The 5,511-nt window shown below is 60.2% G+C and carries 4 protein-coding genes; 1 reads left to right on the forward strand and 3 read right to left on the reverse strand.

The window, feature by feature from the left end:
* Nucleotides 1-151: 151 nt before the first annotated feature.
* On the forward strand, nucleotides 152-307 hold the full coding sequence (locus tag ACRC0P_RS13900; protein ID WP_438631902.1) for a cob(I)yrinic acid a,c-diamide adenosyltransferase: 156 nt from the start codon (nucleotides 152-154) through the stop codon (nucleotides 305-307).
* A 333-nt stretch (nucleotides 308-640) separates the two neighbouring features.
* Here the strand turns inward: ACRC0P_RS13900 and ACRC0P_RS13905 are convergent, their stop codons facing one another.
* The 3 genes from ACRC0P_RS13905 to ACRC0P_RS13915 all read right to left on the reverse strand — a co-directional run bounded on the left by ACRC0P_RS13905 (nucleotide 641) and on the right by ACRC0P_RS13915 (nucleotide 5,238).
* Nucleotides 641-1,465: a putative porin gene (locus tag ACRC0P_RS13905; protein ID WP_438631903.1), complete on the reverse strand. Its 825-nt coding sequence runs from the start codon at nucleotides 1,463-1,465 to the stop codon at nucleotides 641-643.
* Nucleotides 1,466-1,548: 83 nt separating this feature from the next.
* A complete protein-coding gene (locus ACRC0P_RS13910; RefSeq protein ID WP_438631904.1) occupies nucleotides 1,549-2,868 on the reverse strand; it encodes an energy transducer TonB in 1,320 nt (439 codons plus the stop codon).
* A 138-nt stretch (nucleotides 2,869-3,006) separates the two neighbouring features.
* Nucleotides 3,007-5,238, reverse strand: a complete 2,232-nt coding sequence (locus ACRC0P_RS13915; RefSeq protein WP_438631905.1) for a TonB-dependent receptor — start codon at nucleotides 5,236-5,238, stop codon at nucleotides 3,007-3,009.
* Between the last annotated feature and the right edge of the window lie 273 nt (nucleotides 5,239-5,511).

The following is a 5,511-nucleotide window of genomic DNA, read 5'->3' on the forward strand; positions in this document are numbered from 1 at the left end:
ATGCCACAGTTATTCATGTCAGTCCCCTTCTGGTTTAAGGCGCTTAGCGACCTTGTGTTTCAAAACTCAACCAGTTTAGGGGACTGACCTCCTACTGAGCTAGATCTTGGCTCGCCGCTTTATTACATCTCCTACAAGGAGGCACAAAATTATGGGCAAAGACGACGGCAAGTCCTGGAGGCCATCCGCAACCGGCCGCGGCGCCAAGCAGTACCTGAAGGATATCGCCGATACGATTACCGAAGCGCGTGCGGAGAAGCACGCTTTTGCGAGCGGGATTGCCGCGCGCAAAGGGGGCGAGTGGTAGAAAATCTCTGAAATACTTTGGAAAGGCACCCTGTAGAAGCGGCGGGGCGGCCATCCGCCCATGGCCGCGATCAGCCCGGCTACGCAGTCCAGCACAATTCTGAGAGTCCCGAGTCCCGAGTCCCGAGTCCCGAGTCCCGAGTCCCGAGTCCCGAGTCCCGAGTCCCGAGTCCCGAGTCCCGAGTCCCGAGTCCCGGGAAGCGGGCCTGCGGCCCGCAAGTCGAGCTGGAACTCGGCGCTGATTCACGCCATCCCTGGCGTTCACCCGCTACGCGGGCGCCTTCGGCGTCCAAATCGGCAATCCTGCCGATTTGTCCCTACAGGGAGTGTTATTTTAGAACTGGGCGCGGAGTCCCAGGGTGTAGGTATCCAGGTTGGAATCGTCGGCGTTCGAGGAATAGGCCAGTTCGAGGGCGATGTTTTCCTGGAAGAAGTGGCTGAAGTCCACCAGGTAATTATCGTTCTTGTCGTAGCCCAGACCGACGGAAGTGGTCTTGTTGAAGTAGTAATCAGCCTTGGTGCTCCAGGTGTTGTCGTCACCGCCGGCACTCGCATAGTCGCCGTCCAGGCTCGCGTAGTTCAGGCTCAGAGCGATATAGCTGTCGCGGCCGAACTCGGCGAAGTACTTGGAGGAGAGTTCCCGGTAGTCGAGATCGTCGTCCACGCGCAGGGTAAAGCCGAGGTAGTCGCTGCCGCCCAGCCGGTGATTGTATTGCGCGGAGGCAAAGTAGTCGGTGTCCCGGTCCTCGAATTTCTCGGCGTCCACCCGGAACAGGAGGTCGGGGCTCGCGAGATATCCGACTGAGGCGTGATAGCTGTCCAGGCCATCGCTATCCTGGTAGGCGCCGCCCACCAGCAGGTTGCCGGCGAAATACTCGCCGCCGACGATTGCCGAATCGGCATCGCTGAAATCGGTATCGATATAGGAGTAGCCACCGAAGACATTGCTGCTCCTGTTGATATATTCAAATTCCTTTAGCGGCCCCATGGTCATTCTGGGAGTAAAGTAATAGGTGGAGCCGAGAGTGTATTGGTCCGCTTTGAAGGAGCCGATTTCGGTATGGGAATAATCGAAGTCGGTGATGGACTGGTATTCCTCTGCGTGGGCCGCGGTGACGGCGGAGGCGAGAAGCAGGGGGAACAGGGTTTTGGTCTTCATAAAAATTTTCCTTATACAAAGCCTTTCCAGATAGGCAGCGTATTTTATTCATGCGAACCCTGAACGCAGGATGAATAATAAATTTACGGGCTGTCGAAAAAAATATACTCCCTTTCTATTGACAAAGTTTCCACCGTCTCGCCGTTTTCCAGTCGCGGGCGAAAGCGCAGGTTGCGCAACATTTTCCGCAGGGCGGTTTCCGCACCGCGGTCGTCTTTCGGTTCCAGGCTCAGCAGTTCCAGGTCCCGCAGCCGCCCGTAGCGGTCGACGGTGAAGCGCACCTGCGCGCGGCCGCGCGGTGTGCGCTGTGTGAGTTCGATATCGGGAAGAAAGGCAAAATTATCCGGCAGCTCGGTGGGTTCTCCGAACAGTTGCTGGCGTTCGTCGGGGTCATCGAGCAGGGCATGGGCTTCGGCGTAAATGTTTACAGCGCGGCCGCGATAATATTGCCACTGGTACCAGTCCCCCTGTGCAACCAGGGCCCGGGCGCGAACGGCGGGGGCTTCTTCCTCGCTGGCTTCCACCAGGTCCTTGGCGAGCCGCAGGCCGTGGCGATAACTCCTTTCCTGTAAAAGCTGAAGGCGCTCCTGTTCCGAGTTGTACGCGGGCGCGGGAATATTGCTCTGGCGAATCTCTATCCGGATCTTCGGTTGCTTCCCCAGGCTGTCCAGCGCCATCAGGTAGGCCACCCGCAGGGCACCTTGCAGGAGTGGTCGCTGCATACTCTGCGGCGCCTCGCCTTCCCTCAGGGCCGTTATGGCGTCGTCGTACAGTTGATGCAGGGTGAGCAGGCGGCGGGAGCCGTCGTCCCCCAGGTCCTGCAGGTAGGCGGAGCGCTGCCATTCCACGTAGTCGCGGGTGGCCTGCTCGAGGCGGGGGTCGCCGGGGTCCAGGGCGCGCCTGTGCACCAGGTAGATATATTCCTGCAGTCGGTCCAGTTCGAGCAGCTTGCGGTCGGCGAACAGGGATTCCCGCAGGCTGTCCAGCAGGGGGATCTGCTCGTCGGTAAAGGGGCCCTGGCTGATGCGGGTGAGGTGGATGGAGCGCTTGAAGGCGTCAACGGCCTGCTGGTGTTCGCCGAGGTTCTGGTAGTTGTGCGCCAACCCGGCCACCGCCTCCGACAGCCCGTCGGCGTAAGGGCCCTGGGCTATCTCCAGCTGTTCGATCAGCGCCCGGTAGCGGACGATGCTCTCAAGGTTATCGGGGCTGCCGGGACCCTTCTCGCTTGCCTCACTTTCCTCCTCCCCTTTCTCCTTCGGCTGCCAGTCCTCTGCGCGGATGATTTCCAGGCCGTAGGCGGTGGGCTCGGGAGGCCCGGGAATGGCGGAGCTTCCGAAGGTGGAGTACTGGGCAGTGGCGGGTGCTGAGGAAACCAGTGCTAGGCACAGAATGAATCGGCGCACATGGGGATTCCTGATGTTATTTTCTAGGACTTTAGCAGGCTCCCGACCTATTTTGAATCTGTGTGGACGATGTCGCGGTAACAGCCTCCCCACCAGAGCCCGGGAAGCGGGCTCCAACGTTGCTTCCCGGGCTGCGGCTTACAGCTTCCAGTTCAGCCGCAGTCCAGCGGTGCGCGGCTGGCCCCAGACGCCGTATCCCCAGTCGCTGCCCAGGGTGTTCTGGTAGGTGAAATAGCGCTCGTCGGTCAGGTTGCGCGCGAAGGCCTCCACGCTGTAGCTGTCCGAGGGCGAGTGCCAGCTGATTTTGGCATTGGCCAGGCCGTAGCTGTCGTGTTTCGAGTAGGGGTCGTTTTCGATCTGCAGGTAGTGGTCGTCCTGCCAGGCGTAGTCGCCCTGGAACACCAGTTCCCCCGAGTCTCCCAGGCTCAGGTAGTAGCGGGCCATCAGGTTGTAGGTGAATTCCGGCGCAGAGGGCAGTTCGTTGCCGTCCAGGGTGTAGTTGTCGCCGGCGACGATAAAGAACTGCTCGGAATCGAATTCCGTCTCCAGCCAGCCGGCGCCGGCGATCACCTCGAAGTTGTCGGTGATGGGTGCGGTGATCTCGACCTCCGCACCGGTGCCGGTCACGTCGCCGGCGTTGGTGATTACACTGCCTTCGGCGACAGTGAGGAATACCTGTGCCTGGTAGTCCTCGATGGTGTAATTAAATGCGGCGGCGTTGACGCGAAAACGATTGGCCAGGGTGGTCTTCACCCCGATCTCGAAGTTGGTGATGTCCTCTGCCTCGACCGGTCGGGTTGCCGCCAGGTTGGGATTGTAACTACCGGAGAAGCCGCCACTCTTGAAGCCGGTGGAAAAACTGGCGTAGGCGAGGGTGTCGTCGCTCGGGCGCCAATCCAGGCCAATGCGGCCGGTCGTGGCGCTCTCGCTCAAGTCGTCTTTCACATCCAGATCATCATAGCCGGGAAAGACCGGACCGGACACTTCGGTGAAATCGCGCTCCTCCTCCGTGTAGCGCAAGCCGGTAACCAGGGTCAGTTCGGGGTTCAGGTCGTATTCCACCTGGCCGAACAGGGCCCAGGACTCGCTGTCCAGCGCCACTATCTCCCGATGCCAGAGGCCGTCGGCGGTGGTGGGGGCTTCGGTGACCAGGCCGCGGTCGTCCTTGTAGTAATAGAAGCCGGTTACCCAGGTGGTGCGCTCGGTGCTGCCGTCCAGGCGGATTTCCTGAGTGTATTGCTCCGCGTCCACCGCGTACTGCTCGTCGAACCAGATGACCGGTGTGCCGTCGCCGTCGTCCTGCAGGAATTTATCCAGCTCCTCGTAGGCGGTAATGGAGGTGAGGGTAAAGGCGTCGAACTCCCAGTCCAGTGTGGCGGAGGTGCCGAAGGTGTCGATCTTTGTCGCCATGCCGTCGGTGGCGCTGGAGGCAACATGCTCCGGATCGAATCTTCCGCCGGCCGCTTCGGCGCCGGTCATGCCGAAGGTGGCGCTGGTGCACTCGCCGTCCTGGATGCGGGAAATGGAGCAGGTGGCGGCGCCCTCCACGGGCGCTTCCAGGTAGCCCATATGGGCGAAGCCCACAGACTGCTGGTCCGCCTCGCTGCCGTGCACATTGAGCAGCAGGCCGCCGCTGTCGCCCAGATCGAATTCCAGTTGGGTACGGTAACCAAAGCTGTCGGTATCGTTTAACTTGTCCCCGTTGACGGTATTGGTCTGCCAGCCGTCGTTTTGCGTGCTCTTGACCGCAACCCGGCCCCGTACCCCGTCGCTGAGCGGTCCGCTCAGGGAGCCTTCGATAATGCGTTCGGAATAACTGCCGTAGCTGACGCTGGCGTTCGCCTCCAGTTCTTCGCCAGGCTTGCGCGAGACATAGTGCACCAGGCCGCCGGTGGTATTGCGCCCGTACAGCGTGCCCTGGGGGCCGCGCAGTACCTCCACCCGCTCCAGGTCGAAAAGCTGGATCGCCGAACCGGCGGGATTGCCGCGGTAGACGTCGTCCACATAGATGGAGACCGGGGATTCCCAGGAGTCGGAAAAGTTGACCAGGCTGACCCCGCGCAGGCTGACCGAGGGACTGGAGGCCTCGCCGAAAATGGCGAAGAAATTCATATTGGGCACCTGCTGGGTGATATCCAGTCCCTCCTCGAATCCCATTTTGTCGATGGCGTCGCCGGAAAAGGCGCTGACGGCGATGGAGACGTCCTGCATCGATTGCTGGCGTTTCTGCGCGGTGACCGTGACTTCCTCGACAACCGATTGCTGGGCAAAAACCTGAACCGGTGCGGCGGTTGCGAGGGCAATACACAGGGAAAGAAGGCGCGGTGATTTTGAAAACGGGGTGAAGTAAGCGGTATTTGGCGAGTACATGGCCAGCTCCTTTTTATGCTTGTAAATCCGTGGACGATATGCCGTTGTGAACCAAAACAAGGCATATACGCAGTTTAACGGGCCCGTTGCGAGTTGCCCGGCGTTCACCGATAGAGAATTGATAGGGCGTGGAAAAAGAAATAATGATCCCTATTTGAAGTGATTTCCTATCAGAGGTCTGACGCGAATGGCGCTAAGTTAAGCGGAAGTTCCTTGGTAACTACTCACTCACAGGGAGGCTGCATTGGCTTAAGCGAGCCACCTGTAGGAGCG

It is taken from the genome of Microbulbifer sp., from assembly GCF_051659245.1.
GTDB lineage: Bacteria > Pseudomonadota > Gammaproteobacteria > Pseudomonadales > Cellvibrionaceae > Microbulbifer.